This window comes from Kribbella sp. NBC_00709, from assembly GCF_036226565.1.
GTDB lineage: Bacteria > Actinomycetota > Actinomycetes > Propionibacteriales > Kribbellaceae > Kribbella.
The window spans coordinates 6865154-6889267 of the sequence record NZ_CP108996.1 but is presented as its reverse complement, the minus strand read 5'-3'; the positions used below and the strand labels follow the sequence as shown (position 1 = coordinate 6889267).

At 68.4% G+C, this 24114-nt stretch carries 25 protein-coding genes; 12 read left to right on the top strand and 13 right to left on the bottom strand.

Annotated features, from left to right (window positions below; genetic code table 11):
* The first annotated feature begins 42 nt into the window (after positions 1-42).
* Genes OHA18_RS33680 through OHA18_RS33665 form a run of 4 tightly spaced genes read left to right on the top strand, consistent with a single transcriptional unit; the run spans position 43 to position 5419 of the window.
* Positions 43-1713, top strand: coding sequence for an ABC transporter substrate-binding protein (locus OHA18_RS33680; protein WP_328999388.1), 1671 nt, complete (start codon positions 43-45; stop codon positions 1711-1713).
* A 4-nt stretch (positions 1714-1717) separates the two neighbouring features.
* On the top strand, positions 1718-2713 hold the full coding sequence (locus tag OHA18_RS33675) for an ABC transporter permease (RefSeq protein WP_328999387.1): 996 nt from the start codon (positions 1718-1720) through the stop codon (positions 2711-2713).
* Positions 2710-3537 carry an ABC transporter permease gene (locus tag OHA18_RS33670; RefSeq protein WP_328999386.1) on the top strand — a complete coding sequence of 276 codons (828 nt, stop codon included), beginning with the start codon at positions 2710-2712 and terminating at the stop codon, positions 3535-3537. Before OHA18_RS33675 ends, OHA18_RS33670 begins: the two co-directional genes overlap by 4 nt.
* A 1-nt stretch (position 3538) precedes the next feature.
* Positions 3539-5419, top strand: a complete 1881-nt coding sequence (locus tag OHA18_RS33665; RefSeq protein WP_328999385.1) for an ABC transporter ATP-binding protein — start codon at positions 3539-3541, stop codon at positions 5417-5419.
* Here OHA18_RS33665 and OHA18_RS33660 read toward each other — a convergent pair.
* Positions 5363-6154 carry a helix-turn-helix transcriptional regulator gene (locus OHA18_RS33660; RefSeq protein ID WP_328999384.1) on the bottom strand — a complete coding sequence of 264 codons (792 nt, stop codon included), beginning with the start codon at positions 6152-6154 and terminating at the stop codon, positions 5363-5365. The genes OHA18_RS33665 and OHA18_RS33660 overlap by 57 nt on opposite strands.
* A 108-nt stretch (positions 6155-6262) precedes the next feature.
* On the opposite strand from OHA18_RS33660, the gene OHA18_RS33655 reads away from it, so the two are divergent.
* A complete protein-coding gene (locus tag OHA18_RS33655) occupies positions 6263-7015 on the top strand; it encodes a phytanoyl-CoA dioxygenase family protein (RefSeq protein WP_328999383.1) in 753 nt (250 codons plus the stop codon).
* On the opposite strand, the gene OHA18_RS33650 is transcribed toward OHA18_RS33655, so the two are convergent.
* The 6 genes from OHA18_RS33650 to OHA18_RS33625 all read right to left on the bottom strand — a co-directional run bounded on the left by OHA18_RS33650 (position 7012) and on the right by OHA18_RS33625 (position 10583).
* Positions 7012-7686, bottom strand: a complete 675-nt coding sequence (locus OHA18_RS33650) for a DUF6069 family protein (RefSeq protein WP_328999382.1) — start codon at positions 7684-7686, stop codon at positions 7012-7014. The genes OHA18_RS33655 and OHA18_RS33650 overlap by 4 nt on opposite strands.
* Positions 7687-7691: 5 nt before the next feature.
* Positions 7692-8666: an RNA polymerase subunit sigma-70 gene (locus OHA18_RS33645; RefSeq protein WP_328999381.1), complete on the bottom strand. Its 975-nt coding sequence runs from the start codon at positions 8664-8666 to the stop codon at positions 7692-7694.
* A gap of 76 nt (positions 8667-8742) precedes the next feature.
* On the bottom strand, positions 8743-9078 hold the full coding sequence (locus OHA18_RS33640) for a YnfA family protein (protein WP_328999380.1): 336 nt from the start codon (positions 9076-9078) through the stop codon (positions 8743-8745).
* Positions 9075-9503, bottom strand: coding sequence for a MerR family transcriptional regulator (locus OHA18_RS33635; RefSeq protein WP_328999379.1), 429 nt, complete (start codon positions 9501-9503; stop codon positions 9075-9077). The genes OHA18_RS33640 and OHA18_RS33635 overlap by 4 nt, the downstream gene beginning before the upstream one ends.
* Positions 9500-9808 carry a hypothetical protein gene (locus tag OHA18_RS33630; RefSeq protein ID WP_328999378.1) on the bottom strand — a complete coding sequence of 103 codons (309 nt, stop codon included), beginning with the start codon at positions 9806-9808 and terminating at the stop codon, positions 9500-9502. Before OHA18_RS33630 ends, OHA18_RS33635 begins: the two co-directional genes overlap by 4 nt.
* A 43-nt stretch (positions 9809-9851) precedes the next feature.
* Positions 9852-10583, bottom strand: coding sequence for a DUF1707 and FHA domain-containing protein (locus tag OHA18_RS33625; RefSeq protein ID WP_328999377.1), 732 nt, complete (start codon positions 10581-10583; stop codon positions 9852-9854).
* 84 nt (positions 10584-10667) lie between these two features.
* Between OHA18_RS33625 and OHA18_RS33620 the strand changes: the two genes are divergently transcribed.
* From OHA18_RS33620 to OHA18_RS33610, 3 genes are all read left to right on the top strand, one after another.
* A complete protein-coding gene (locus tag OHA18_RS33620; RefSeq protein ID WP_328999376.1) occupies positions 10668-11744 on the top strand; it encodes an ATP-dependent DNA ligase in 1077 nt (358 codons plus the stop codon).
* A gap of 53 nt (positions 11745-11797) precedes the next feature.
* Positions 11798-12502, top strand: coding sequence for a polyprenyl diphosphate synthase (gene uppS / locus OHA18_RS33615; protein WP_328999375.1), 705 nt, complete (start codon positions 11798-11800; stop codon positions 12500-12502).
* 184 nt (positions 12503-12686) lie between these two features.
* The gene (locus tag OHA18_RS33610) at positions 12687-13247 is read left to right on the top strand and encodes a hypothetical protein (RefSeq protein WP_328999374.1); all 561 of its coding nucleotides are present in this window, start codon (positions 12687-12689) and stop codon (positions 13245-13247) included.
* Here OHA18_RS33610 and OHA18_RS33605 read toward each other — a convergent pair.
* Both OHA18_RS33605 and OHA18_RS33600 read right to left on the bottom strand, forming a co-directional pair.
* Positions 13188-13364: a hypothetical protein gene (locus OHA18_RS33605; RefSeq protein ID WP_328999373.1), complete on the bottom strand. Its 177-nt coding sequence runs from the start codon at positions 13362-13364 to the stop codon at positions 13188-13190. The genes OHA18_RS33610 and OHA18_RS33605 overlap by 60 nt on opposite strands.
* Positions 13364-15250 carry an ABC transporter ATP-binding protein gene (locus OHA18_RS33600; RefSeq protein ID WP_328999372.1) on the bottom strand — a complete coding sequence of 629 codons (1887 nt, stop codon included), beginning with the start codon at positions 15248-15250 and terminating at the stop codon, positions 13364-13366. The genes OHA18_RS33605 and OHA18_RS33600 overlap by 1 nt, the downstream gene beginning before the upstream one ends.
* Positions 15251-15381: 131 nt before the next feature.
* Here OHA18_RS33600 and OHA18_RS33595 point away from each other — a divergent pair, with 131 nt between their 5' ends.
* The 3 genes from OHA18_RS33595 to OHA18_RS33585 are packed head-to-tail and all read left to right on the top strand — an operon-like array spanning position 15382 to position 16603.
* Positions 15382-15822: an SRPBCC family protein gene (locus tag OHA18_RS33595; protein WP_328999371.1), complete on the top strand. Its 441-nt coding sequence runs from the start codon at positions 15382-15384 to the stop codon at positions 15820-15822.
* Entirely contained in the window at positions 15819-16148 is a 330-nt protein-coding gene (locus tag OHA18_RS33590; RefSeq protein WP_328999370.1) for an ArsR/SmtB family transcription factor, read from the top strand. Before OHA18_RS33595 ends, OHA18_RS33590 begins: the two co-directional genes overlap by 4 nt.
* 11 nt (positions 16149-16159) lie before the next feature.
* Positions 16160-16603: an SRPBCC family protein gene (locus OHA18_RS33585; RefSeq protein ID WP_328999369.1), complete on the top strand. Its 444-nt coding sequence runs from the start codon at positions 16160-16162 to the stop codon at positions 16601-16603.
* Here OHA18_RS33585 and OHA18_RS33580 read toward each other — a convergent pair.
* Positions 16600-17370 carry an enoyl-CoA hydratase/isomerase family protein gene (locus OHA18_RS33580; protein ID WP_328999368.1) on the bottom strand — a complete coding sequence of 257 codons (771 nt, stop codon included), beginning with the start codon at positions 17368-17370 and terminating at the stop codon, positions 16600-16602. The genes OHA18_RS33585 and OHA18_RS33580 overlap by 4 nt on opposite strands.
* Before the next feature lie 24 nt (positions 17371-17394).
* Positions 17395-18993, bottom strand: a complete 1599-nt coding sequence (abc-f, locus tag OHA18_RS33575; protein WP_328999367.1) for a ribosomal protection-like ABC-F family protein — start codon at positions 18991-18993, stop codon at positions 17395-17397.
* Positions 18994-19088: 95 nt separating this feature from the next.
* Here abc-f and ypfJ point away from each other — a divergent pair, with 95 nt between their 5' ends.
* The gene (gene ypfJ, locus OHA18_RS33570) at positions 19089-19994 is read left to right on the top strand and encodes a KPN_02809 family neutral zinc metallopeptidase (RefSeq protein WP_328999366.1); all 906 of its coding nucleotides are present in this window, start codon (positions 19089-19091) and stop codon (positions 19992-19994) included.
* A 48-nt stretch (positions 19995-20042) separates the two neighbouring features.
* On the opposite strand, the gene OHA18_RS33565 is transcribed toward ypfJ, so the two are convergent.
* Together OHA18_RS33565 and OHA18_RS33560 are read right to left on the bottom strand one after the other, a co-directional pair.
* A complete protein-coding gene (locus tag OHA18_RS33565; protein ID WP_328999365.1) occupies positions 20043-23048 on the bottom strand; it encodes a hypothetical protein in 3006 nt (1001 codons plus the stop codon).
* A 21-nt stretch (positions 23049-23069) separates the two neighbouring features.
* On the bottom strand, positions 23070-24011 hold the full coding sequence (locus OHA18_RS33560; protein ID WP_328999364.1) for a hypothetical protein: 942 nt from the start codon (positions 24009-24011) through the stop codon (positions 23070-23072).
* Positions 24012-24114 lie beyond the last annotated feature (103 nt).

The following is a 24114-nucleotide window of genomic DNA, read 5'->3' as shown; positions in this document are numbered from 1 at the left end:
TCGAGGGGGGAACCGCCACAAACCCTTTTGGAGGACTCCCGGATGATCAGACGACCATGGCGCACGACTCTCGTCGCGGTTGCAGCAAGTGCGGCGCTGGTGCTCACCGGCTGCACCGGCACCGAAGGAGCTCAGAACTCATCCGCCGGCAGCGGGATGATCGACTTCCTCAACTACGGCGACTTCGGCGGCGGCACCACTCCGAAGGCCAACTACAACCCGTACCTCGACGCCACCAAGCTCAGTGCGGCCGACTACATCTACGAGAGCCTGATGTACGTCGAGACCTACAGCTGCAAGGCGATTCCCTGGCTCGCGACGTCGTACCAGTGGTCCGATCCGAAGACGCTCGTCTACACGATCCGCAATGGGGTCAAATGGAACGACGGTCAGGCGTTCAGCGCGAAGGACGTCGAGTTCACGTTCAACATGCTGAAGAAGTTCGACGTACTCGACACGCAAGGTGTGTGGACGTTCCTGTCGTCGGTCAAGGCAGACGGCGACGACAAGGTGACGTTCTCCTTCAAGCAGCCCGGCGCGTCGGCGTTCACCCAGGTCAGCGGCGTGAAGATCGTGCCCGAGCACGTCTGGTCGAAGGTCGCCGACCCGACCACGTTCGTGAACGCGACCGCGCCGGTGGGCACCGGTCCGATGAAACTGAAGTCGTTCAACCCGCGCCAGCTGGTGGTCGAGCGCAACCCGGATTACTGGCAGGCCGACAAGATCAAGGTCAACGAGCTCCGGTTCAACAAGGCCGACGCCGGCGGGCAGGTCGAGCAGCTCAAGCTGAGCCGCGGTGAGTACGACACCAACGCGATGTTCGTGCAGGACATCAAGAAGGCGTACGTCGACCGCGACCCGAAGCACCACCACTACTGGTACGCGCCTGGTGGCGTCATCAGTGTGTACATGAACCTGACCAAGGCCCCGTTCGACGACGTCGGCTTCCGCAAGGCGCTGACCACGGCCTTCGACGACAAACAGGTGATCGACAAGGCACAACTCGGGTACGTCACGCAGGCCAGTCAGAGCGGCCTCGTCGTACCGGGTCAGAAGGACTGGCTGCCGCAGGGTCTCGCGGACGACGGCCGGATCGGGTACGACGCCGCGGCGGCCGACAAGGCGCTGACCGACGCCGGCTACACCAAGGACAGCAAGGGCCGCCGGCTGGGCAAGGACGGCAAGCCGATCTCGTTCAGCTTCAAGGTGCCCGGGTCGTACGTCGACTGGGTCGCGGCCGCCGACATCCTGATCAAGAACCTGCAGGCGCTCGGCATCACCGTCTCGAAGGACACGCCGACGCCGGACGCGAACAACCAGGACCGGGCCACCGGCAACTACGACATGACGTTCGGCGTCTTCGGCGGCGGCTGCAACATGTACGCGAACTTCGCCGATCCGCTGAACAGCGCCCGGACCGCGCCGGTCGGCAAGAAGGCGGCCAGCAACGAGATCCGCTGGCAGGACCCGAAGACCGACGAGCTGCTGCACACGCTGCAGGTCTCGCCGGACGAGAAGGCGCAGAAGGAGGCCGTCGCCGGACTCGTCGACATCATGATGAACCAGGTGCCGACGATCCCGATCTGGTACGGCGCCAAGTGGTTCCAGTACGACACCACCAAGGCCGAGGGCTGGCCGAGCGCGGACGACCCGTACGCCGACGGCGGCAACGGGCAGGTCGTGCTGACCCACCTGGTCCCGGCCGGGAGCTGAGGAGATGCTGTACTTCCTCCGGCGGACCGGCTTCTTCGTGGCCACCTTGTGGGCCGCGGTGACGCTGAACTTCCTGATCCCCCGGCTACAGCCGGGGGATCCCGCCCAGGCGCTGCTGGCGCGGCTCCAGGGCAACACCCAGGCGGTCAACCCGGTGCAGCTGGCCGCGATCCGGAAGATGCTCGGCACCCAGGACGGGAACCTGCTGTCGCAGTACTGGGACTATCTCGGGGCCGTTGCCCACGGGCAGTTCGGCGTCTCGTACTCGTACTACCCGTACTCGGTGACGGCGATGATCGCGACGGCGTTGCCGTGGACGTTGATCCTGGTCGGGGTCACCCAGATCGCGTCGTTCGCGATCGGCACGCTGCTCGGTGCGTGGGCGGCGTACCGGCGGAACTCTCGGGTCGACTCGGTGATCACGCTCGGATCGACGTTCGTCGGCACCCTGCCGTTCTTCTGGATCGGGCTGCTGCTGATCTTCGTGTTCGCGATCACGCTGAACTGGTTCCCCGACGGCGGCGGGTACGGCGGCGGCAGCAGTCCGAGCTGGAGCTGGCTGTTCTTCTCGGACGCGTTCCAGCACAGCGTCCTGCCCGCTCTCGCCCTGCTGATCACCGGACCGGTCGGCTGGATCATCGGCATGCGCAACAACATGGTGCAGACGCTGGGCGAGGACTATGCGCGGCTGGCCCGGGCGAAGGGCCTGCCGCGGCGGCGGATCGCGCTCACGTACGGCGCCCGGATCGCGATCCTGCCCAACGTCACCGGGTTCGCGATCGCGCTCGGCGGACTGCTGGGCGGGACCGTGCTCGTCGAGACGATCTTCAACTACCCCGGTCTCGGCCGGCTGCTGCTGGAAGCCGTCTCGAACAAGGACTATCCGCTGATGCAGGCACTGTTCCTGTTCACCACGATCGGCGTACTGATCGCGAACTTCCTCGCCGACGTCACGTACGGCTTCCTCGATCCGCGGGTACGACGGGCGGAGGCGACATGACCATCCTGTGGCGCAACAGCAAGTGTCGCGCGGGCATGATCATGCTGGCGGCGTTCATCCTGATCGCGGTGTTCGCTTCGGTGATCGCGCCGTACGGTCCGCGGGTCTCCGACTTCGGCGCGTCCGAAGGGCCGTCCGGTGCGCACTGGTTGGGTACGACGGCGCGCGGTGAGGACGTGTTCTCGCAGCTCGTGTACGGCGCTCGCACGTCGCTCATCGTCGGACTCGTCGCCGGCGTACTGAGCACACTGATCGCGATGGCCGTCGGCCTCACCGCCGGGTACCTGCGGGGTGTGGTGGACGAGGTCCTCTCGTTCTTCATCAACCTCGGCCTGGTGGTGCCGGTGCTGCCGCTGATGGTCGTGCTGGCCGGGTACGCGCCGGTGAAGGGCCTCGGTCTGATCATCGTCGTGATCACCGTGACCGGCTGGGCGTACGGCGCCCGGATCAAACGCGCGCAGATCATCACGTTGCGCACGCGCGACTACATCACTGCGGCCAAGTTCGCCGGGGACAGCACGGCCCGGATCATCGCGTTCGAGATCGTGCCGAACATGATCTCGCTGATCGTGGTCGGTTTCATGGGCGCGGCCCTCGGCGCGATCGGCGCCGAGGCGGGGCTGGCGTTCCTCGGCCTCGGCGACCCGCAGACGGTGAGCTGGGGAACCATGCTCAACCAGGCCAGCCTCGGCGGGGCGCTGACCACCGGGCAGTGGGCCTGGCTGGTGGCGCCCGGGCTCGTGCTCGCGCTGCTGATCACGTCGTTCACGCTGATGAACTTCGGCATCGATGCCTTGAGCAACCCACATTTGAGGGAGGACTGAGATGGCGCTGCTCGAGGTGCGCGACCTGAGCGTCACGTACAGCCCGCGCGATTCGGACGCGGTACGGGCCGTCGACGGGGTCAGTTTCGAGGTGCACGACGGCGAGTTCGTCGGTCTGCTCGGCGAGTCCGGGTGCGGCAAGTCGACGCTCGGCAACGCCGTACTGCGGTTGCTGGACAAGCCGGCCGCGATCACCGGCGGGACGATCACGTTCGACGGCCAGGACATCACGTCGACGAGCGAGGACGAGCTGCGATCGTTGCGCTGGGTCGACCTGTCCACGGTCTTCCAGTCGAGTATGAACTCGCTGAACCCGGTGATCACCATCCGGCGGCAGTTCGCCGACACCTTCGAGGCCCATGGCAACGATGTGGACGTGGACGCTCGCGCCGGTGCGCTGCTCGAGATGGTGTCGCTGGACCGGTCGGTGCTGAGCCGGTTCGCGCACGAGCTCTCCGGCGGCATGAAGCAGCGGGTCGCGTTAGCACTGGCGCTGGCGCTCGAGCCGCGGTTCGTCCTGCTCGACGAGCCGACCACCGGGCTGGACGTCGTCGTACAGCGCGACATCCTCGACCGGTTGCGGGTGCTGCAGGCGCGGCTCGGGTTCGCCGTACTGTTCATCAGCCACGACCTCGGCACGGTGATGGAGCTCGCCGACCGGGTGATGGTGATGTACGCCGGGGAGCTCGTCGAGGACCAGCCGGCCGCGGAGATGGTGACGCGCCACCTGCACCCGTACAGCGCCGGCCTGCTCGGCTCGTACGCCGATCCTCGCGACGAGATCGTCGAGGTCGAGTTCATCCCGGGCCGGCCGCCGGACCTGTCGCAGTCGCACGCCGGCTGCCTCTTCCAGCCGCGCTGCCCGGTCGCCGTGGACAAGTGCCGGACCGTGCACCCCGATCTGCTGCCCGCGGGGCGTGGTCAGGTCCGGTGCCTCCTGATCGAGGAGTCCAGGGGCGACCGGGCAGTGCTCAACAAGGCGGCCGCGCTGCGCCATCGCGACCAGGTGTTCGCCGCCGGCCCTTCGGCGCTCGCCGACGTGGAGCCGGTCATGGTGGTGGACGGCATCAGCAAGGTCTACCGGACCAGGCGTGGGCTGAGCACGACGGCGACCACGGCCGTCGACGACGTGTCGTTCGGCCTGCGGCCGGGGCAGGTCACCGCACTGGTCGGCCAGAGCGGCTCCGGCAAGACCACCATCGCGCGCATCCTCACCGGGGTCGAGCGCCCTACCGCCGGCTCGATCTGGTTCAAGGACGAGCCGGTCGAGCGCTTGCGGCGGCGAGCGCTGCGGAAGTACCGGCGGCATGTGCAGCTGGTGTTCCAGGATCCGTTCTCCGCGCTCAACCCGACTCGGACGGTGGCATATGCGCTGTCCCGGCCGCTCCGCAATCACCTCGGGCTGAGTGGAGCTGAGGCCCGGGCGCGGGCGGGCGAGCTGCTCGAGACAGTCGGCCTCTCGCCTCCTGCGCAGTACCTGGACAAGCTGCCGCACCAGCTTTCCGGCGGGCAGCGTCAGCGGGTGGTGATCGCGCGGGCGTTGGCGCCCGAGCCCGAGGTGGTGATCGCCGACGAGCCGATCTCGATGCTGGACGTGTCCATCCGCGCCGAGATCATCGCGTTGCTCGACGAGTTGGTACGCGACCGCGGCATCGCCATGTTGTACATCACCCACGACCTGCTCAGCGCCCGGTTGCTGGCCGACGAGGTGATGGTGCTCAACGAGGGCGTGATGGTGGAGCGCGGGCCGACGCTCCAGGTCATTGGTGAGGCCAAGGATCCGTACACCCGCAAACTGCTCGCGGCGATCCCCCGCCCCGGTACCTCAGGTACGCCGGTAGTCGCGCGGGGAGACACCGAACTGGGAGCGGAATCGGCGTGAGAAGTGGAACTCGTCCGCGAACCCGAGAGTTCGCGCGATCTCGCGATGGGTGAGGTCGGTCAGGCGTAGCAACGTGGCTGCGGCCTGCAAGCGTCGTACGTTCCGGAACGCGGCCGGGGTCTGACCGACCTGTGCTGTGAATCTCCGGCGGAATGTGTCGTAGCTCAGACCGGCCTCGGCCGCGATTGAGGCGAGGTCCGTGGTCGCGGTGAGGTCGTCGGCAAGGCGGGTCATGGCGTCCACAATCTCCATGCTGACGTCTTCTGTTGTGGTGTCCTCGACATCGACGAGCCAGTCGGCCAGTGCCATCAGTTGGTGCTCCGCGGCGCGGCGGGTCCTGGGCGGCGCCCGCAGTACGGTGCGGAGCGCTTCGACCGAGGGTTGCGGGCTGGGGTAGCGCGGGCCGGCGCCGGTCAGGTGCGGGAGCGCGTCGAAGATCGGGCCGGTGAAGACCGCGAACAGCTCCGTCCACCGCTCCCCCGGATCCGTGTGGTAGGTGTGCGGAAACCTTGGCGGCACGAGCGTGTGGGCGCCCGCGGTGATCCGCTCCGCGCGACCGTCGGCGTCCCGATAGTTGCCCTCGCCATCGATCAGCACCGACAGCACGTAGGCATCCATCACCCGGAGCGCGGGCGACATGATCGGCTCGGAGTCGATCACCTCACCGGCAAGCACCAACTGACCGAGCCTGGTCACCGGCCCCTCCGCGATCGTGACGATCGTGCGCTCGCTCATCTGGTGCACGCTACGCCAAAATGTTCATGTCCGGGTCGCGGCGAGACATTCTTTGCCGAGTGGGGTCGACCTAGCGTTTCGGTAAGCCGAATTTCACCGGAGGACGCTATGAATGACCTGGTCACGCCCGAGCACCTGGCCCAGTTCCGCGACGAGGGGTACTTCGTGCTGGACCGCGTGCTCACCGACGAGCAGCTGGAGCTGTTGCGCGGCGGAGCGCAGTACTCGATCGACAAGCTCGACGCCGCGATGGATGCCGCCGGCACCGACTCGATCGGGATCAACCATCGGGGCAAGCGGTACTTCAGCAGCATGATCTACCAGGACCGGCCGGAGCTGCGGCAGTTCCTGTTCAGCGACACGATGGCCGAGATCTGCCGGAAGACGCTGGGCGACGAGGCATACCTGTTCTGGGAGCAGTACGTGATCAAGGCCGGCGACCCGAACACGGCGTTCGCCTGGCACCAGGACTCCGGCTACGTGCACGAGGACCACGCGCCGTACCTCACCTGCTGGGTCGCCCTCGACGACGTCACCGAGGAGAACGGCTCGGTCTACCTGCTGCCGTACTCGCGGTCCGGGATCCGGTCCTACATCAAGCACATCCGCGACCCGAAGCTGAACGACATGGTCTGCTACTTCGGCAGCGACCCCGGCATCCCCATGACGGCCGCCGCCGGCTCGATCGTCGTCTTCTCCAGCGTCGTCATCCACCGCAGCGGCCCCAACCTCACCGACCGGAACCGCCGCGTCTACATCGCGCAGTACTCACAAGAAATCATCCCGTCCAAAGACGGCACCACCACCCACGGCTCCTTCGACCCCTTCCTCAAATCCGGCCAAAACGTCGCGGACCGCTAATCGGTCCTCGTCCGGAGGCTGCGTGTCAGGGTTGGGATCATCACCGTGGCGGCGATGAGGTGCAGGCCGATGAGGGCGGTGGTGGTGGCGGTGTTTGCGCCGGCGAGGAGGGGTGGGACGAACGAGATTGCGGTCAGCGGCAGGGCTGTCTGCACGAATCGCTTGGCGGGGCGGGTGCTCCAACGGCGGAGAGCAGCGGCGATGACGACCCCCACGACCGAGAAGAAGCCAGTCACCACGGTGAATCCGGGCACCGGGATGGTCTCACCACCATCGGGTACCTCGAAGTCGACGCCGACGGCGCCGGCAAACGCGGCGGCGAGGGTGGTGGCGGTCATCGCCGCGAGGGTCGCAAGGACGCCGGTGCCGGCGAGCCCGCGGAGTCGGTGCGTACGGCCGACGACGTTCATGCTGTTCATGGTGTTTCCTCCATCATTTGGCACGTAGGGGATGGCGATGCGCACCTTGGCCGTGCGGAGGCCTGGGTTCCGCAGAGCGCGGACGCCGGTGCCGCGGAGCCAGAACCCGGCGTCGCGTCGCAGGACCGGCCCGGGTTCGCCGTTGCGCAGCTCGAGCTGCACACGCCCACGGACGACGACGCCGAACGCGTCGTACCACTCCGCCGCGACCACCGCGACACGCTCGCCACTGCGCAGCGCAAGCGTTCGCACCGGGCCTACTCCGTGCCGTCCCCCGGCAGGCGCTCCGGCAGCCCGAGCCGCGGGAACTGATCGGCGTGGAACGTGATGATCTCGGTGATCGCCCCGCCGGTGATACGCAGGACGTCGATGGTCAGCGGCAGGTAGGCAGCGTCCTGCTTCTGCCAGAGGTAGAAGGCGATTGCGGGCTGCCGGTTGACGGAGGTGACGACGGTACGCAGGTCGCACATGCCCTCGAAGCCGCTCTCGATCCAGTCGTTCACCACCGCGTCGCGGCCCACGAACAGGCCCGGCGTGGGCGGCATCGAGCTCCGGACATCATGCCGTACCAGCGCGGCGAGTACGTCGACATCCTTCGCCACACTGGCCTCGGTGTAGCGGCGTACCAGCTCACGCGTCCCGGCGTCCTCGTCGCCGCCGGTCCAGTCCTGACGCTCGGCGGGCAGGTGCTCCCGCATACCGGCGCGGGCCCGCTGCAGCGCGCTGTTCACGGAGTTGACGGAGTCCCCGAGGAGGTCCGCAACGTCCTTCGCCGGCCAACCGCCCACGTCCCGCAAGATCAGCACGGCCCGTGGGCGCGGCGCTAGGTGCTGGACGGCGACCAGGTACGCCAACTCGATCGTCTCGCGTGCGACGGCGACGGTCTCCGGCTCGTCCGCCTCCCCCGCGGGCAGCTCATCGAGCAGCTGATCCGGGTACGGCTGCAGCCACAGCACCTCGCCGCCAGTCGCGGGCTCCGGACGGCTCTTGTCGAGCAGGTCCAGGCAGGCGTTGGTCGCGATCCGGTACAGCCACGCCCGGACCGTCGACCGCCCCTCGAACGTCTCCCGCCGCCGCCAGGCCCGCAGGAACGTCTCCTGCACGGTGTCCTCAGCATCCTCGAACGACCCGAGCATCCGGTAGCAGTGCACATGCAACTCCCGCCGATACCGCTCCGCCATGCCCGAGAACGCCGGCTCATCCACCTCGCCCAGCCGAAATTCCACGCTCATCCCGCCATCCTCCCGTCCCGTCATGTCCTTTCACAGATATGACGGCCCCACCCACAACAACTCATCAGTCGCCCGGTCAGGAGTTGCGTGGGGCGTACATGATCACGGCTACGCCGAGCAGGCAGATGGCGGCGCCGAGGAGGTCGTAGCGGTCGGGTTTGAAGTCGTCCAGGACGACGGCCCAGGTTAGGGAGCCGGCGACGAAGATGCCGCCGTACGCGGCGAGGATGCGGCCGAAGTTGGGGTCGGGCTGGAAGGTGGCGACGAAGCCGTAGGCGCCCAGGGCAACTATTCCGCCGGCGATCCAGAGCAGGCCGCGGTGTTCGCGCCAGCCCTGCCAGATCAGCCACGCTCCCCCGATCTCCGCGATCGCGGCCAGCACGAACAGCAGGACGGATTTGAGGACCGTCACACGCGTCCGCCGTGGGTGTCGCCGAGCTCCGCGAACGGGAGGGGGCAGTCGGGGTTGCCGGCGCAGGTCTGCAGGTCGTCGCAGCCGGCTGCGATGCCGGCGCGGAGGGTCCCGGCGATGACCGTCAGGTCGGCGATCTTGGCTTCCACGTCCGCCAGTTTGTCGCGGGCGCGGGCCTGCAGGCCGACTCCCTCGCCGAGCGCATGCCGATGCCTTGCTGTGTTGAGGAGTTCAGAGACCTCGGCGAGCGTGAACCCGAGTCGCTGGGCCGCCTTGATCACGCGCAGCGTCGTGACCGCTTCCGCTGGGTACATGCGATGCCCGCCGAGACTGCGGGCCGGTTCGTCGAGCAGGCCGCGGCGTTCGTAGTACCGGAGGGTTTGCAGGTTGACGCCGGCTGCGGCGGCGAGCTCACTCGATCTCATAGTCGTTCGCTCAGACCGTCGAGCACGTCGGTGCGTGCCGGTGGGACCGTGATCGTCAGGTGGAGTTCATCGGTGGACTCGCTCATGGTGAACGTGAAGAACGAGCAGCACGCCGTTTCGCGGGCAGTCAGGTCGGCGACTGCCTCGCGTGAGGCCGGCGTGAGCGTGAGGTCGAGGGTCTGTGCGTCGACGCGGTCGGCGCCGCGGAGGTGGTCGGCGAACAGCTGGCCGAACTCGGCCATCCGGAACGGCCGGTCCGCTGTCGGCAGGGTGCATGCGTCGGGGATCCAGGTCAGATCGTCCATGTGATCGACGGTAAACCTGTACCCAAGTACCGGATGCAAGCCCTCAGTCGGTCCAGGTCAGGACGTAGGCGACCGCGCCGAAGCTGACCCGGTCGCCGGGACGGACGCGGACGGTGGTGGTGATGCGGAGATCGTTGACGGTGGTGCCGTTCATCGAGCCCAGGTCGCGGAGCATCCAGCCTTCGTCGACGTGGCGGAGTTCAGCGTGGTACCGCGACACGGACTCGTCGGCCATCCGCAGGGTCGCGCCCGGACCACGCCCGATCCGCACGGTCGGCGAGCCGGGCGCAGGCAGGGCAAGCCCCGGCAGCGGTACGGCGGTCGGCGGATGCACCAACGTGATCCGCGGAAGCGAATCCAGCCACGACGCCACCACCCCAACCGGATCAAACCCCGAGCCACGGCGCGTAGGTCCCACAGGACGCGAGCCCGCGGGACCGTGCACGGACGGGTCGGACGCGACGGGCGTATGGGTGGTCGCGAGGCGGGGTGGGAGCGCTCCGGTGCGCGCGTTCGGGGACACCGCGCGCTCGAGCTTCAGGCGGGGCAGGCGGGCGAGGATGTTCCTGGTGCGGCGGCGGGGTTCGGTGCGTGGGAGGTCTCGGATGGCGTCAGCGAGTTCGGCGCGGCTCTGGGCGCGGAGGACGAAGTTCATCCGGCGGATGAACGTGTCGTGGGACAGCCGGCCGGAGCCGGCCCCGTCCCGCAGCACGGCGAGCACCCGGTCCCGTTCCGCGTCCGACGGACGCGTCCCTTCCACCGGCACCGAAGTCATAGAGCGATTGTCGTCGGCGTGTCGGTTCACTGTCCACCGCAGGCGTTGCTGGTGAGTGTCGGTGGCGTGGGACAGAATGCAGGGATGCGACTGCCTGTCATGCCGCCGGTCAAGCCGATGCTCGCCAAGCCGGTGAAGGAGATCCCGCGCGGCGACCTGAGCTACGAGCCCAAGTGGGACGGGTTCCGCTCCATCATCTTCCGCGACGGGGACGAGGTGGAGATCGGCAGCCGGAACGAGAAGCCGATGACGCGGTACTTCCCCGAGCTGGTCGAGGCGGTGAAGGCGAATCTCCCGGAGCGCTGCGCGATCGACGGCGAGATCATCGTGATCGGCGAGTCCGGCGACCGGCTCGACTTCGAGGTCCTGCAGCAGCGGATCCACCCGGCCGCGAGCCGGGTCAACATGCTGTCGGAGAAGACCCCGGCCAGGTTCGTCGCGTTTGATCTGCTCGCGCTCGGTGACGACGACTACACCGAGCGCCGGTTCAGCGAACGCCGTACGGCGCTGATCGACGCGCTCGCCGGCGTGAAAGCGCCGATCCACGTCACGCCCGCGACGGCCGACCACGACAAGGCCGCGCAGTGGTTCGAGCAGTTCGAGGGCGCCGGCCTGGACGGACTGATCGCGAAGCCGCTGGACGGGACGTACCAGCCGGACAAGCGGGTGATGTTCAAGATCAAGCCGGAGCGTACGGCGGACTGCGTGGTCGCCGGGTATCGCGTGCACAAGAGCGGCGACGACCGGATCGGGTCATTGCTGCTCGGGCTGTACAACGAAGACGGCACGCTGGCCAGCGTCGGCGTGATCGGCGCGTTCCCGATGGAGCGGCGCAAGGAGCTGTTCCAGGAGATGCAGCCGCTCGTCACTACCTTTGACGAGCACCCATGGGCGTGGGCGAAGCAGGAGGAAGGCGTCCGTACACCGCGCAACGCGGAGGGCAGCCGCTGGCAGGCCGGCAAGGACCTGTCCTTCGTCCCGCTGCGGCCGGAGCGCGTTGTCGAGGTCCGGTACGACCACATGGAGGGCATCCGCTTCCGGCACACTGCCCAGTTCGTCCGCTGGCGTCCGGACCGGACGCCAGAGTCCTGCAACTACGAGCAGCTGGAGGAGCCGGTGAAATTCGACCTCGCCGACGTGCTCTCCAGCGCCCAACGCTGATGCTCTACGGCCTCTACACGCGCCTGCTCCGGCGCCAGCTCAAGGGTCTGCCGATGCCCGAGCACATCGCGATCGCGATGGACGGCAACCGCCGCTGGGCCCGCGGCGCCGGGTACGACGACGTACGCATCGGGCACCGCTTCGGCGCCGAACACCTCGAGCTGTTCCTGAACTGGTGCGCCGACGCCGGGATCCGGTGCGTGACCGCGTGGGTGGCCTCACCGAGCAACCTGCGCAAACGCGACGCCGACCAGGTCGGCTACCTGATGGACCTCACCGAGACCGTGCTCGCCGAGCATGTCCGGCGGGACCACCGCTGGCGGCTGCACGTCGCCGGCCAGCTGGATCTGTTGCCTGATTCAACGGCCCGCGCGCTGAAGGAAGCCGTGGAGGAGACGCGCGACCGTCCCGACGCGGGAGATCTGACCATCGCGATCGCGTACAGCGGCCGGCTCGAGGTGGTCGACGCCGTCCGCGCGGTCCTGGACGAGGCGGCCGCGAGCGGTCGATCACTGGACGAGGTCGCGGACTCGCTGAGCGAGGAGGAGATCAGCCGGCATCTCTACGTGCCGGGGCTGCCGGATACCGACCTGGTGATCCGGACCAGCGGTGAACTGCGGATGTCGGACTTCCTGCTGTGGCAGGCAACCCGCTCGGAGATCGAGTTCTGCGACCTCTACTGGCCCGCGTTCCGCGAGATCGACCTCCTCAGGGCGCTGCGCACGTACGGACGCCGGAAACTGCAACGATCCAGTTGAATACTCTCTTGATGCCACGCCTCCGGCGCGGCGAGTCACGGGGCTGTAACTCCCGGCCTTCCCTCGTCGCTCCGGTCGCTTCGCTCCCTCCACTCCTCAGTCCAGGCCGGGAGGCCCGTGACTGGGCGGGTCGGTTCGGGGCACTATGGACCTGTACCGACTGGTAAGAACCGGAGGTTGCGCGATGTACGACGTCGTACTGCTCGTCGAAGAGGAGCTGTCCGAGCTCGACGCGAAACGTGTCGTCGAGCTGCACCAGGACATGCCCGAGCCGGTCCTGTACCACGTGCTCGTGCCGTGCCACAACGCCGAGGCAGGCGTCGAGGCCTCGATCAGCGCGCTCGGGACCGCGGACCTGTACGGGCCGGGCCTGGCCGGTCAGCGGGAGGATCTGGCTGAGGCGCAGAAGGCCATCGACAGCGAGGCCAAGGGCTGCAGCGGACGCAGCGTGCAGCGGCTGCGGGAGCTCGGGCAGAACGCCCAGGGCGGGATTTCGCACGACCGGCCGATCGATGCGCTGGTCGCGACGGTCAAGCACGTGCAAGGGCAGGAGGTCATCATCCTGACCCGCCCGCACATCGTGGCGGAGTTCTTCCACCTCGACTGGACCACCTCGGCCCGCCGGCATCTCGGCGTACCCGTCCTGCACCTGCTCGAGCACGACACCCAGAAGACCGCGGCGGGATCAGTGCGAGAGCAGGGCCGCGTAGGTGATGCCGCCGGCGAGACTGGCGATCAGCAGTGACAGCGTCGTCCTGACCGCACGCTCGCCGGTGCGGCCGTAGTGACGGCCGTCCTCGGAGTGGTACGCGACCTTGAAGCCGGCGTACCCCGCAGCGAGGACGAGCCCGAGCTTGATCATCAGACACCTGCCGCTGTGCCGGACTGGGTGAATTGCGTGTGGTACAGATCAGCGTACTCGCCGCCGGCCGCGAGCAGTTGCTCGTGCGTGCCGCGTTCGACGATGTTGCCGTGGTCAACGACCAGGATCAGGTCCGCGTCCCGCACGGTCGACAGCCGGTGCGCGATGACGAGCGACGTACGTCCCTCGAGCGCCGTGTCCAGCGCCCGCTGAACGGCGACCTCGGACTCGGAGTCGAGGTGCGCGGTCGCCTCGTCGAGTACGACGATCTTCGGGGCCTTCAGCAACAACCGGGCGATCGCGAGTCGTTGCCGCTCGCCACCGGACAGCCGGTGACCACGATCGCCGACCACGGTGTCCAGCCCGTCCGGCAGACCGGAGACCAGGTCCCAGATCTGCGCTGCTCTCAACGCCCCGATCATCTCGTCCTCGGTCGCGCCGGGCTTGGCGTAGAGCAGGTTGGCGCGGATGGTGTCGTGGAACATATGGGCGTCCTGCGTGACGTACCCGATGGTGTCGCGCAAGGACTCCAGGGTCACGTCGCGAACGTCCTGCCCGCCGACCCGCACCGCTCCCCCGCTGACGTCGTACAGACGAGCCACCAGGTTGGTGATCGTGGTCTTGCCGGCGCCGGACGGGCCGACGAGGGCAACCATCTGCCCGGGCCGGACCACGAAGCTGACGTCTTCGAGGACTTGTGCCGAGACCCGCTTGTCGAGCACGGCGACCGACTCGAGGCTGGCCAGTGACACCTGCTCCGCCGTCGGGTACGCGAACGCCACATGCTCGAACTCCACGCTGGCCGCATCTTCCGGCAGCGCGGCGGCGTCCGGCGCGTCCTTGATCATCGGCTCGAGGTCGAGGACCTCGAAGACACGCTCGAACGAGATCAGCGCGGTCATCACGTCGACGCGGATGTTGGAGAGCGCGGTCAGCGGGCCGTACAACCGGCCGAGCAGCGCGACGAGTGCGAGCAGCGTCCCGACAGTCAGGGTCTGGCGTACGGCGAGGTTGCCGCCCACGCCGTACACCAAGGCCGTCGCCAGCGCGGCGACCAGGGTCAGCGCGGTGAAGAACACCCGGCCGAGCATCGCGATCCGGATGCCCAGGTCGCGGACGCGGCCGGCCCGCTCGCCGAAGTCGGCGGTCTCGAGCTGCGGCTTGCCGAACAGCGTGACGAGCAGCGCGCCGCCGACGCTGAACCGCTCGGTCATCGCGGTCGACATCTCGGCGTTGAGGTTCATCTGTTCGCGCGTCATCGTGGCCAGCCGGCGGCCGAGGACGCGGGCCGGGATCAGGAAGATCGGCAGCATCAGGATCGCGACCACGGTCAGCTGCCAGCTCAGCACCACCATCGCGCCGACGACCAGGATCAGGCTGATGATGTTCGAGACCACGCCGGACAGCGTGGAGGTGAAGGCCTGCTGGGCGCCGATCACGTCGTTGTTGAGGCGGGACACGAGCGCGCCGGTCTGGGTGCGGGTGAAGAACGCGATCGGCATCCGCTGGACGTGCGAGAACACCTTCGTGCGCAGGTCGAAGATCAGCCCCTCCCCGATCCGCGCCGAGAACCAGCGCTGGATCAGGCCGAGCAACGCCTCGAAGATCGCGAGGACGGCGACCACCAGGGCCAGCGCGGTCACCAGGCCGGCGTTCCCCTTCGAGATCCCGTCGTCGACGATCTTCTTGAACAGCAGCGGCGACGCGATCACCAGGACCGCGGAGACGATCACCAGCAGCAGGAACGCCGCGATGTGCCAGCGGAACGGCTTCGCGAACCGGGCGATCCGCGGCAGCGTGCCCTTGGCCAGCTTCTGCCCGGCCACGGACGCGTCCTGGCGCCGCCAGCCCATCGCCCCCATGCCTGGGCGCATCATTCCGGACATCCGGCTCCCTCCCTGTACTGAACGTTCCTAACACCCGCGGCCCAGCGACGCTTCCCGCAACCCATGGTTGCGCATTCGGTCGATCGCGCCTACAGTCATGTGCAACAAAAGGTTGCGAAAGGATGAGGGCAATGACCAGGAGCATCGAGCGGGAGATTCGGGTGGAGGCTACCCCGGAGGTGGTCTACGAGGTGGTCAGCTCGCCGGAGCACCTGCGCGAGTGGTGGCCGGACGAGATCGACCTCGACCCGAAGCCCGGCGCGACCGGCACCGTCTCCTTCCGGCAGGACCACGGCTACATGGTCGAGCCGCTGACGGTGGTCGAGGCCGACCCGCCGCGGCGCTTCTCCTTCCGCTGGGCCTACACCGACGAGCCCGCCGGCGCGGAGAACTCGGTGCTGGTCACCTTCGACCTGATCCCGGCCGACGGCGGCACGCTGCTGCGGTTCGCCGAGACCGGGTTCGACGAGGCCGCCAAGTCCGACGACCTGCTCGCCGACCACACCAGCGGCTGGGACTACTTCCTGCCCCGCATCCCGCCGTACGTCGAGGGGCTGGCGACCCGGCCGTGATCGACGACGAGCTCTGGTCGGCGATCGGGGACCCGACCCGGCGCCGGATGCTCGACCTGCTGCTCGCCGACGGCGGCGGTACGTCGACCAGCCTCAGCGACCAGCTGCCCGTCACCCGCCAGGCGGTCGCCAAGCACCTCGCCGTCCTCGACCGCGCCGGGCTGGTGCACTCCGCCCCGTCCGGCCGCGAACGCCGCTACACCGTGGACGAGTCGCAGCTCGCCCGCGCGATCAACCAGCTGACCGACGTCACCGACGCCTGGGACCGGCGGCTGCAGCGCATCAAGCGGATCGCCGAGACGATCCAGAAAACCCGAGACAACTGAAAGGCAGACCCATGAGCGACATCCTGCACCGCGTTGGCGTCATCGCTTCCCCGAAGGACGTCTTCACCGCACTCACCACGATCGACGGCCTGGCCGGCTGGTGGACCGAGGACACCGTCGGCGACCCTGACGGCGTGATCCAGTTCCGCTTCGCCACCGCCGGCGGCGACGGCTTCGACATGAAGGTCCTCGAGACCAAGCCCGGCGAACTGGTCCGCTGGGAAGTCGTCGGCGGCCCCGAGGAGTGGATCGGCACCCACGTCAGCTTCGAGCTCTCCCAGACCGACGAGTACACGATCGTGCTCTTCAAGCAGGCGGGCTGGCGCGAGCCGGTCGAGTTCATGTACCACTGCAGCACCAAGTGGGCCACGTTCCTGATGAGCCTCAAGCAGTACGTCGAGACCGGCAAGGGCGAGCCCGCGCCGCACGACGTACTCGTCAGCAACTGGCACTAGCCGTTGAGGGCGGCCAGGAGTTGCTTCAAGCGGCGCTCCTGGGCCTCCCGCTCGGCCTTGAGTTGGTCCTCGTACGAGCGGTCCGCGGCACCGAGGAGCAACGCCTTGGTCTCGCGGATCGCCCCCGGCAGCGGGCCGAGCAACGCGTCGGACAGATCCTTCACCGTCCCCTCCAGCTCCTCCGCCGGTACGACGATGTTGGCCAGGCCGATCTCCTTCGCCTCGGCCGCCTCGACCCAGCGACTGGTCGCGCAGAGCTCCAGCGCCCGCGAGTAGCCGACCAGCTGGACCAGCGGCTGGGTGCCGCCGAGATCCGGGACCAGGCCGAGCGCGGGCTCGCGCATGCTGAAGCGTGCGTCCGGGGTGACGACTCGCAGATCGCACGCCAGCGCGAGCTGGAAGCCCGCGCCGACCGCGTGCCCCTGGACCGCGGCGATGCTGATGATCTCCGGGCGTCGCAACCACGAGAAGCCCGCCTGGAAGCCGGCGATCAGCTCGTACACCTCGGCGGTCGGCTTCGCGCCGAGGGTCAGCAACGGCTCCTGGCCCAGGTCGTTGTCGCCCATGATCAGCCGCCGGTCGAGTCCGGCCGAGAACGACGGCCCCTCCCCCGACACGACGACCACGCGGACCTCGGGCGGCAACGACGTACCGAAATCGGCCAAGGCACTCCACATCGCCGGCGTCTGCGCGTTGCGCACCTCCGGCCGGTCCAGCACCACGCGCGCAACCGGGCCGTCCACCGTGAACCGCAGTCCGAGATCCATGGACTGGATATTACTTCGGAGTAGCTAGGCGAGCGAGACCAGGTCGGCGTAATCGTTCGACCAGAGGTCCTCGACGCCGTCCGGCAGCAGTACGACGCGCTCCGGTTCGAGAGCCTCGACAGCGCCCTCGTCGTGGGTGACGAGGACGATCGCGCCGGAGTACGAGCGGATCGCGTTCAGGACCTCGGCCCGGGACGCGGGGTCCAGGTTGTTGGTCGGCTCGTCGAGGAGGAGGACGTTCGCCGCGGAGACGACCAGGGTGGCCAGGGCGAGTCGCGTCTTCTCACCACCGGACAGCACGCTCGCGGGCTTGTCCGCATCGTCACCGGTGAACAGGAACGAGCCGAGCACACTGCGGGCCTGCGTCTCGTTCAGGTCCGGGGCGGCGGACTTCATGTTCTCCAGCACGGTCCGGTTCACGTCCAGCGTCTCGTGCTCCTGGGCGTAGTACCCGAGCTTGAGGCCGTGGCCGTCGATCACCTCACCGGTGTCGGCCTTCTCGACCCCGCCGAGGATCCGCAGCAGGGTCGTCTTGCCGGCGCCGTTCAGCCCGAGTACGACGACGCGCGAGCCCTTGTCGATCGCCAGGTCGACGTCGGTGAAGATCTCGAGCGAGCCGTACGACTTGGAGAGCTCGCGGGCCATCAGCGGCGTCTTGCCGCAGGGGGCCGGAGTCGGGAACGCGATCTTCGCCACCCGGTCCTGGGCCCGGACCTCGTCGAGCGACGACATCAGCTGCTCGGCGCGGCGGAGCATCTGCTGGGCCGCGGCAGCCTTGGTCGCCTTGGCACGCATCTTGTTCGCCTGGTCGACCAGCTGGGTCGCCTTCTTCTCGGCGTTCGTGCGCTCGCGCTTCCGGCGGCGCTCGTCGGTCTCGCGCTGGCTCAGGTACGCCTTCCAGCCGACGTTGTAGATGTCGATCTCGGCCCGGTTCGCGTCCAGGTGGAAGACCCGGGTGACGGTCTCCTCGAGCAGGTTCACGTCGTGGCTGATCATGATGACGCCACCGGCGTACGACTTGAGGAAGTCGCGCAGCCAGATGATCGAATCGGCGTCGAGGTGGTTGGTCGGCTCGTCGAGCAGCAGCGTCTCGGCCTGGGCGAACAGGATCCGGGCCAGCTCGACGCGGCGGCGCTGACCACCGGACAGGGTCGCCAGCGGCTGGCCGAGGACGCGTTCCGGGAGGCCGAGGTTGGCCGCGATCCGGGCCGCTTCGGACTCCGCGGCGTACCCACCGGCGGCATGCAGGTCGGCCTCGGCGCGCTCGTACCGGCGCATGCCCTTGGAGCGGGTCTTCTCGTCCGCGCTGGCCATCGACTTCTCCGCGCTGCGCAGGCGGCGTACGACGTCGTCCAGGCCGCGCGCGGACAGGATCCGGTCGCGCGCCAGTACTTCGAGGTCGCCGGTGCGCGGGTCCTGCGGGAGGTAGCCGATCTCACCCGACTTGTTCACCGAGCCGCTGGCCGGCAAGCCCTCGCCGGCCAGGATCTTGGTCAGGGTCGTCTTGCCGGCGCCGTTGCGGCCGACCAGCCCGACCTTGTCGCCGGGACCGACCCGGAACGACGCGGGCGCGAGCAGTTGGCGGGCTCCGACGCGAACCTCGAGATTGGAGACAGTGATCATCGGGGTTCGCAGGCGTCCTTACGCTGGGCTACGGGCTGACAAGGAGGTGTCACGGCACGCCGAAATTCCCCGCTCTCAGGTCTAGTGTATGTGGCGTGAAATTCAATCCGGATGCGGATCTCGACACCAGTGGCGTCGAGGACACCCGCGGTAGTGGCGGCGGGCGCGGCGGCGGCCTGCCCGGGGGCATGATTCCGGTCGGTGGCGGCATCGGCGGAATCATCCTGCTGGTCGTGATCCTACTGCTGACCGGCGGCCTGCCAGGCGGAGGTGGCAGCGCCGACCAACCGGTCACGCAGAACACGGCAACCGGCAACCTGAGCTCCTGCAAGCAGGGCACCGACCTGCAGTCGAACTCGAACTGCCGGTTCGTCTTCTACCAGAACTCGATCGAGAGTTTCTGGGCCGCGGAGCTCCCCCGGCGCGGCAAGAAGTACACCCGGGCGCCGATGCGCGTCTTCGACGGCTCGGTGAACACCGGCTGCGGCCCGGCCACCAGCGCGGTCGGCCCGTTCTACTGCCCGCCGGACATGCGGGTGTACCTGGACCTCGGCTTCTTCGAGACCCTGCAGACGGATCTGGGCGCCCGCGGCGGCGAGTTCGCCGAGGCGTACGTCGTGGCGCACGAGTACGGCCACCACATCCAGAACCTGTACGGCATCCTCGACCGGATCAAGACCCGCAACGGCCCGAGCTCGGACTCGGTCCGCTCCGAACTCCAGGCCGACTGCCTGGCCGGCATCTGGACCAACCACGCCACCACGGTCCCCGGCAAGAACGGCAAACCACTCATCACCGAACTCTCCGACGACGACATCGCCCGCGGCCTCGACGCCGCCGCCTCCGTCGGCGACGACCGCATCCAGCAGAAGACCCAAGGCCAGGTAACCCCCGAATCCTTCAGCCACGGCACCGCCGCCCAACGCATGAAGTGGTTCCAAAAAGGCATGGACTCCGGCGACATGACCTCGTGCGACACCTGGTCCGCCAACCCCCTCTGACACACAGAACCGCCCCGCACCTTCGAGGTGCGGGGCGGTTCTTGTTGGTCAGGCGACCTGGGCGGGGCGGTGGTAGCCGGGGAGGAGTTCGTCGACGAGGGCGTCGGTCTCCGCCTCGGGGCCGCGGGGGGCGCCGTGTTTGGTGAGGGCGGCGTACATCTGGGCGGCGACGTTGGTGACGTCGGCCGTCGTACCGAAGTGGGATGCCAGGCGGAGGGTGGCTCGCCAGAGTTCCTCGGAGGCCGGTGAGAAGCTGAGGCCGGTCTGGAGGGCGGTGCGGGCCAGGTTGCCGTCGTTGTGGCTGAGGGACGACTCGGCGAGCCGCAGTGCGGCGTCGACGACGGCCTCCACCATCCGGCGCTCGATCCCGGACGCGGCGAGCCACGAGTAGCGGCCGCCGGGCAGGTTCGACCAGGCGGGGCCGTGGACCAGGCTGAGTGCGGTCGACAGCGGACCACGCGGGTCGTCCACCATCGTCGCCTGCTTGGCCAGCGTGCGGAACACGTCCCAGTCGACCCGGACGACGCTGCGGTTCAGCATCCAGCGGCCCGACTCGTCGGCGTACATGGCATCCACACCGACCCAGCGGCGGGTGTGCTCCAGCGCGGCGTCGCGCAGCTCCTCGCTGATGCCGCGCGGCCAGATCGCACCGGCGAGCACGTTCGGGTGTACGCCGTAGTCCTGGCTGGCGAGGAACGCGATGATCTCCGTCGACAGCGCGACCCGGCCCTCGTCGATGACACCGCGGGCGTCCACCTCGACCGGACCGAGCAGATCGACCTCGACCGGAGCCGGCTGGCTGAGGTCGGTCGTCGAGAACTCGTACGCCGGCATGTCCTGCTCCGAGCGCCGCTTGTCCCGCGCATCCACCTCGGCCGCGTCGAACAGCGCGACCAGGTCCGCGAACTGCTCCGGGTTGACGCTGTGCGCGTCGACCTCGAGCCCGAGCAGCCGGCAGACGGCCTGGTTCTTCTCGTCCACGACGAACCGCCACGGCGAGTTCATCACGTCGCCGACCACGACGACCGCGATGCTGCGCTTGGTGTCCGCCGCGAGCCGGTTCAGCTGGTCCTGCTCCTCCGGCGACGGCGGCGCGGACACGAAGATGATCTCCGAGCCCCATAGCGCCGCGTCCGGATGCGTCATCCGGGCCTCCGCGACCGAGCCGGCGTTCCGCCGCTCGCACGCCTGCACCTGCGCCTCGGTACGCCGGGCAACCTCGCCCATCGCGTCGTCGAGACGGATCCAGTAGCTCAGCCGGGTCGGCGCCAGCGACGACAGGTCGTCACCGAACCCGACCATGCTGATGTGCGCGCCCTCGGACCACAGGTTCGTCGCCAGCTCGACCGCGAGCGAACCCACCACGTCGCGGGAAGCATTCGTCACGCCGCCGAACGAGACGATCCCGTTCGCGGTGTCGAGATCGATCAGCACCGTCGCACCGTCGGCGTTCTGGCCGACCGTGACCAGCGTCGGGTACGGCGCGGGGGCGTTGACCTCGCTGCTCGGACCGTACGCCCGGCGCAGCGTCCAACGGGTGCCTTCGGCAATCGCCTGCCACGGACCGGGCGGCTCGGGCTGAGCCCCGTACGGGTCGAGCACCAGCGTCAGCGCCCGGTCGGTCACCAGCGCGGCGACGACCTTCGGCATCGGCCGCTCCAACTGCGTCATGTCCGCGCCGAGCTTGCGCAGCGAGTTGTCGACGAACTGCGCGGTCGGGACGTCCGACGCCAGCCGCAGGCCGATCTCGGTCTGCCGGTGGCCGGCAGCCTTCGGGCCCGGACCCTGCGCCCAGCCGCGGCGCCGCTTCAGCGCCAGCGCCAGCCCGGCCGCGAGCAACGCAGCACCGAAACCGTAGATGCCGGCCTGCTGGAGGTTGATCCCGCCGTCGTCGGTCGCAACCGGTGTTGCCTCGGGCACCTGAATGCCGCCGCCGGCCGGTTCGCCGTGCTCGGACTGCCCGGTCCCCGGAACGTGCGGCTCGACGCTGACACCCGGCTCGCCCGGCTTGACGTTCTTCGCGCCCGGGTCGCTCTGCGACGTGCCGATGACGATCGACGAGCCCGGCTCGATGCCCTGCTCGGAGTACCGGGTCGGAGTGCTGGTCCTGGTCTCGGTCTTGCCGCCGGCCTTGGTCTCGGTCTTTGTAGTCGCCTTCGGCTTGACGGCCGTCCGGGTCTCGGTGGTGGTCTTCGTGCTGACCGTGGTCTTGCCGGTGTGGTCGTCGATGCTGACCCGCACGGTGTGCACGCCCGGACCCTTGGCGTCGCCCGGCAGGCGCACCTGCCAGCCCGGCATGATCAGATCCGGGTTGGTCAGCCGGCGGCCGTCGGGCTGCAGCTTGTTCTTGTTGAGGTCGTAGATCTCTTTGTACCGGCGGCCTTCGCCGAGGTACCGCTCCGCGATGTCCCACAGGCAGTCGTAGTTACGGCCCTGCGGCGGACGGACCTCGGTGTACTTGATGACCTGACCCTTGTGGTCGTGGTTCGTCCGTACGCCGGTCGTCGTCTGATTGCCCGCGAGGATCTTGCTGGCCGCCTCGGTCTGGCGGAACTGCGACGCCGAGGACTGCTCGGTGGCGTGCCGCGCGGACACCGAGGTCGGAGCGGCCGGGCCGGTCGTGGTGACCGCGCTCGCGACCGGCAGGCTGACGCCGGCGCCGGCAGCGATCAGTACGACGGTGCCGATCAGCCGGCGGGCGATCGTCTGCGAACCGCCGCCGAACGGGATCCGTGGCGACAACCCGTGCCCGCGGATCTCCGCGACGGCTTCCGCGATCAGGCAGATAACGAAGTGCAGCCAGGCGATCCAGATGACGAACGCGATGATGCCCAGGACGGTCCGGATGCTCAGCTCGCTGAACAGCATGCTGCTGGTCGGCATCTGGTCCGGCCACGGCGTCCCGAAGAACCGCAGCAAGATGTACGGCACACCGCCGACGATCGCGAGGATCGCAAGCAGCGCGACGAACCCCTTCAACCGGTCCGCGCCCGGACTCCCCGCCCGCCGCTGCGGCAACCGCGCCGCACGCACCGGCTCATTCGTCCTTACCATCGCTCCTCCATACCCCCACCATCAACCACCAATGGCCTGCGCTTCCTGTACAGGAAGCCGTTGTACTGCGGTCACGTTCGCTGTGCCGATCGAGTGCCAGCCGCTAGCCTTACCGACCCAGTAGAAGACCTCCCACGTGATGGTGAGCTTCACCGTGTACATCTTGTCCGGCTGGGTCGCGCTGGATCGCTCGTAGACGTGCTTGCACGTGTTGATCTGGTGGAACGGGTCCTGGGTCTCGTCGTACCCGTCCGGGTCGTCTTCCGTAGTCACACCCATCAGGCACTTGAACGGCTTGGTGCCGTCGCCGGGATCGACCGTCATCGCGGCGACCTGGCCGCGCATTGTCAGGTTGTGCTCCGGGTCGACGTATCCGCTGAGCCTGCCCGGGTCTCTTTGGTCGGCCTCCGCCTTCGAACTCTCCGCGGTCAGGGAGAAGAAGGCAGGCACGTTGACGCGGGGCGTGAACGTCGGCATCACGACCAAGGCCGGCGGCGGATAGTTGCTCTTGAACGGATACCAGAACGGCTCCATGTAGTTCGGGAACGGGCACTGCGCCTCTTCCACCGGGCCTACCGGGACATAGGCGCGCTCCAAGTGGGCGTTGTCACCACCGTCGAACGTGTCGAGGTTGTAGTCGGTGATCGTGATCCGCATCACCCACTTCTTGCCGTCCGGCGCCTTGGGGAGCCGGATGCCGTCCGGGATGGTGAAGTCGCGGCACGGGATGAACGGCATGCCCTTGAGCCGCTCCCGCCACGTAGGCGGTGCCGACTGATGCGGATCGGTATGGGCCGGCCCGTTGCTGCAGTAGGCACCGAAGCCCACCGAGTTGACGTACATGCTGCAGACCGACGTGCCGGTCTGGATGGTGTCTGCGGAGGCCGTGGAGACAGGGCCGGCCGTGAGTAGGGCGAGAACCGCGCTCAGGACGAGCAGTGTGCGGCCGACTCGGTTGTGCATCCTCACTCCCCAGGACTCGTCTTCCGGCAGATTATCTTCGACCAGGGGCATCATGCCCGTTGCCCACTGCCCCGTCACCTCTTCGCAACCTCGAATTCCAGTT

What these genes read in the sequence shown, in the direction of transcription:
- OHA18_RS33680 (WP_328999388.1), top strand. Translation starts at nt 43, where the DNA reads ATGATCAGACGACCATGGCGCACGACTCTCGTCGCGGTTGCAGCAAGT.
- OHA18_RS33675 (WP_328999387.1), top strand. Translation starts at nt 1,718, where the DNA reads ATGCTGTACTTCCTCCGGCGGACCGGCTTCTTCGTGGCCACCTTGTGG.
- OHA18_RS33670 (WP_328999386.1), top strand. Translation starts at nt 2,710, where the DNA reads ATGACCATCCTGTGGCGCAACAGCAAGTGTCGCGCGGGCATGATCATG.
- OHA18_RS33665 (WP_328999385.1), top strand. Translation starts at nt 3,539, where the DNA reads ATGGCGCTGCTCGAGGTGCGCGACCTGAGCGTCACGTACAGCCCGCGC.
- OHA18_RS33660 (WP_328999384.1), bottom strand. Translation starts at nt 6,154, where the DNA reads ATGAGCGAGCGCACGATCGTCACGATCGCGGAGGGGCCGGTGACCAGG.
- OHA18_RS33655 (WP_328999383.1), top strand. Translation starts at nt 6,263, where the DNA reads ATGAATGACCTGGTCACGCCCGAGCACCTGGCCCAGTTCCGCGACGAG.
- OHA18_RS33645 (WP_328999381.1), bottom strand. Translation starts at nt 8,666, where the DNA reads ATGAGCGTGGAATTTCGGCTGGGCGAGGTGGATGAGCCGGCGTTCTCG.
- OHA18_RS33635 (WP_328999379.1), bottom strand. Translation starts at nt 9,503, where the DNA reads ATGAGATCGAGTGAGCTCGCCGCCGCAGCCGGCGTCAACCTGCAAACC.
- OHA18_RS33630 (WP_328999378.1), bottom strand. Translation starts at nt 9,808, where the DNA reads ATGGACGATCTGACCTGGATCCCCGACGCATGCACCCTGCCGACAGCG.
- OHA18_RS33625 (WP_328999377.1), bottom strand. Translation starts at nt 10,583, where the DNA reads ATGACTTCGGTGCCGGTGGAAGGGACGCGTCCGTCGGACGCGGAACGG.
- OHA18_RS33620 (WP_328999376.1), top strand. Translation starts at nt 10,668, where the DNA reads ATGCGACTGCCTGTCATGCCGCCGGTCAAGCCGATGCTCGCCAAGCCG.
- uppS (WP_328999375.1), top strand. Translation starts at nt 11,798, where the DNA reads ATGCCCGAGCACATCGCGATCGCGATGGACGGCAACCGCCGCTGGGCC.
- OHA18_RS33610 (WP_328999374.1), top strand. Translation starts at nt 12,687, where the DNA reads ATGTACGACGTCGTACTGCTCGTCGAAGAGGAGCTGTCCGAGCTCGAC.
- OHA18_RS33605 (WP_328999373.1), bottom strand. Translation starts at nt 13,364, where the DNA reads ATGATCAAGCTCGGGCTCGTCCTCGCTGCGGGGTACGCCGGCTTCAAG.
- OHA18_RS33600 (WP_328999372.1), bottom strand. Translation starts at nt 15,250, where the DNA reads ATGTCCGGAATGATGCGCCCAGGCATGGGGGCGATGGGCTGGCGGCGC.
- OHA18_RS33595 (WP_328999371.1), top strand. Translation starts at nt 15,382, where the DNA reads ATGACCAGGAGCATCGAGCGGGAGATTCGGGTGGAGGCTACCCCGGAG.
- OHA18_RS33585 (WP_328999369.1), top strand. Translation starts at nt 16,160, where the DNA reads ATGAGCGACATCCTGCACCGCGTTGGCGTCATCGCTTCCCCGAAGGAC.
- OHA18_RS33580 (WP_328999368.1), bottom strand. Translation starts at nt 17,370, where the DNA reads ATGGATCTCGGACTGCGGTTCACGGTGGACGGCCCGGTTGCGCGCGTG.
- abc-f (WP_328999367.1), bottom strand. Translation starts at nt 18,993, where the DNA reads ATGATCACTGTCTCCAATCTCGAGGTTCGCGTCGGAGCCCGCCAACTG.
- OHA18_RS33565 (WP_328999365.1), bottom strand. Translation starts at nt 23,048, where the DNA reads ATGGTAAGGACGAATGAGCCGGTGCGTGCGGCGCGGTTGCCGCAGCGG.
- OHA18_RS33560 (WP_328999364.1), bottom strand. Translation starts at nt 24,011, where the DNA reads ATGCACAACCGAGTCGGCCGCACACTGCTCGTCCTGAGCGCGGTTCTC.